Source organism: Exiguobacterium sp. s127, assembly GCF_018618695.1.
Lineage (GTDB): Bacteria > Bacillota > Bacilli > Exiguobacteriales > Exiguobacteriaceae > Exiguobacterium_A > Exiguobacterium_A oxidotolerans.
Genome location: NZ_JACSMO010000023.1, coordinates 1 through 2962, shown reverse-complemented (window position 1 = coordinate 2962; position 2962 = coordinate 1). Strand labels below are relative to the sequence as shown.

Below are 2962 nucleotides of genomic sequence, written 5' to 3'. Positions count from 1 at the left end.
CACTCGCACCTTGAAAACTGAAGACATCAACAAGACATCAAACTTTTTATAACCATGTCATTAGACGTGTGTTCTTAGAATACCAAAATGCTAGATCAAGGTATGAAGGGCGTACGGTGGATGCCTTGGCACTAGGAGCCGATGAAGGACGCGACGAACAGCGATATGCTTCGGGGAGCAGTAAGTATGCTTTGATCCGAGGATTTCCGAATGGGGGAACCCACCATCCGTAATGGGATGGGACATGTTACGTGAATACATAGCGTAGCGTGAGGCAGACCCGGGGAACTGAAACATCTAAGTACCCGGAGGAAGAGAAAGCAAATGCGATTCCCTGAGTAGCGGCGAGCGAAACGGGAACAGCCCAAACCGGAGAGCATGCTCTCCGGGGTTGTAGGACACTCTATACGGAGTCAAAAAGGAAGACAGTAGGTGAATGACCTGGAAAGGTCGGCCGAAGAAGGTGACAGCCCTGTAGCTGAAACTGTTTTCCCTCCAGAGTGGATCCTGAGTACGGCGGGACACGTGAAACCCCGTCGGAATCCGGGAGGACCATCTCCCAAGGCTAAATACTCCCTAGTGACCGATAGTGAACCAGTACCGTGAGGGAAAGGTGAAAAGCACCCCGGAAGGGGAGTGAAATAGATCCTGAAACCGTATGCCTACAAGTAGTCAGAGCCCGTTAATGGGTGATGGCGTGCCTTTTGTAGAATGAACCGGCGAGTTACGATAGCGCGCGAGGTTAAGCTGATGAGGCGGAGCCGTAGCGAAAGCGAGTCTGAATAGGGCGCCATAGTGCGTTGTCGTAGACCCGAAACCAGGTGATCTACCCATGTCCAGGATGAAGGTCAGGTAACACTGACTGGAGGTCCGAACCCACGCACGTTGAAAAGTGCGGGGATGAGGTGTGGGTAGCGGTGAAATGCCAATCGAACCTGGAGATAGCTGGTTCTCCCCGAAATAGCTTTAGGGCTAGCCTCGAGGTTGAGAGTTCCGGAGGTAGAGCACTGATTGGACTAGGGGCCCCCACAGGGTTACCGAATTCAGTTAAACTCCGAATGCCGGCAACTTATACTCGGGAGTCAGACTGCGAGTGATAAGATCCGTAGTCAAGAGGGAAACAGCCCAGACCGCCAGCTAAGGTCCCAAAGTGTATGTTAAGTGGAAAAGGATGTGGCGCTGCCTAGACAGCTAGGATGTTGGCTTAGAAGCAGCCACCATTCAAAGAGTGCGTAATAGCTCACTAGTCGAGTGGCGCCGCGCCGAAAATGTAACGGGGCTAAACATACCACCGAAGCTGCGGATTCCGTAAGGAATGGTAGGGGAGCGTTCCAAACCGCTGTGAAGCTGTACCGGAAGGAGCAGTGGAGCGTTTGGAAGTGAGAATGCCGGTGTGAGTAGCGAAAAGAGGGGTGAGAATCCCCTCCGTCGAAAGCCCAAGGTTTCCTGAGGAAGGCTCGTCCGCTCAGGGTTAGTCTGGACCTAAGCCGAGGCCGAAAGGCGTAGGCGATGGATAACAGGTTGATATTCCTGTACCACCGATCCACCGTTTGAACAATGGGGGGACGCAGGAGGATAGTGACGCATGCGGATGGAAGTGCATGTGTAAGTTTCGAGATCGTCTGATTGGCAAATCCGTCAGGCACCAAGATCGAGGAACGACGCGGAGTCCCCTAGGGACGAAGGTCACGATTTCACACTGCCAAGAAAAGCCTCTAGTGAGGTGGAAGGTGCCAGTACCGTAAACCGACACAGGTAGGCGGGATGAGAATTCTAAGACGCGCGGGATAACTCTCGTTAAGGAACTCGGCAAAATGGTCCCGTAACTTCGGGAGAAGGGACGCTCTACATGAGTAGAGCCGCAGTGAATAGGCCCAAACGACTGTTTAGCAAAAACACAGGTCTCTGCTAAATCGCAAGATGACGTATAGGGGCTGACGCCTGCCCGGTGCTGGAAGGTTAAGGGGATGGGTTAGCGCAAGCGAAGCTTTGAACCGAAGCCCCAGTAAACGGCGGCCGTAACTATAACGGTCCTAAGGTAGCGAAATTCCTTGTCGGGTAAGTTCCGACCCGCACGAAAGGCGTAACGATTTGGGCACTGTCTCAACGAGAGACCCGGTGAAATCATAGTACCTGTGAAGATGCAGGTTACCCGCGACAGGACGGAAAGACCCCATGGAGCTTTACTACAGCCTGATATTGAGGCTTTGTGCATGATGTACAGGATAGGCGGGAGACGTCGAGACCGGAGCGCCAGCTTCGGAGGAGTCACCCTTGGGATACCGCCCTTCATGCATAGAGTCTCTAACTCGCAGCCGTAATCCGGCTGGAGGACCGTGTCAGGCGGGTAGTTTGACTGGGGCGGTCGCCTCCTAAACAGTAACGGAGGCGCCCAAAGGTTCCCTCAGAATGGTTGGAAATCATTCGTAGAGCGCAAAGGCAGAAGGGAGCTTGACTGCGAGACCTACAAGTCGAGCAGGGACGAAAGTCGGGCTTAGTGATCCGGTGGTTCCGCATGGAAGGGCCATCGCTCAACGGATAAAAGCTACCCTGGGGATAACAGGCTGATCTCCCCCAAGAGTCCACATCGACGGGGAGGTTTGGCACCTCGATGTCGGCTCATCGCATCCTGGGGCTGGAGTAGGTCCCAAGGGTTGGGCTGTTCGCCCATTAAAGCGGTACGCGAGCTGGGTTCAGAACGTCGTGAGACAGTTCGGTCCCTATCCGTCGTGGGCGCAGGAAATTTGAGGAGAGCTGTCCTTAGTACGAGAGGACCGGGATGGACGCACCGCTGGTGTACCAGTTGTTCCGCCAGGAGCATCGCTGGGTAGCTACGTGCGGACGGGATAAATGCTGAAAGCATCTAAGCATGAAGCCCCCTCCAAGATGAGATTTCCCTTTGAGTAATCAAGAAAGACCCCTCAGAGACGATGAGGTAGATAGGTCACGGGTGGAAGCATGG

The 2962-nt window shown here is 53.9% G+C and carries 1 rRNA gene; it reads left to right on the top strand.

Annotation, left to right across the window (positions count from 1 at the left end):
* Positions 1–93: 93 nt before the first annotated feature.
* Positions 94–2962: ribosomal RNA gene (locus tag KNP98_RS15775) — 23S ribosomal RNA — on the top strand; the annotation flags it as partial.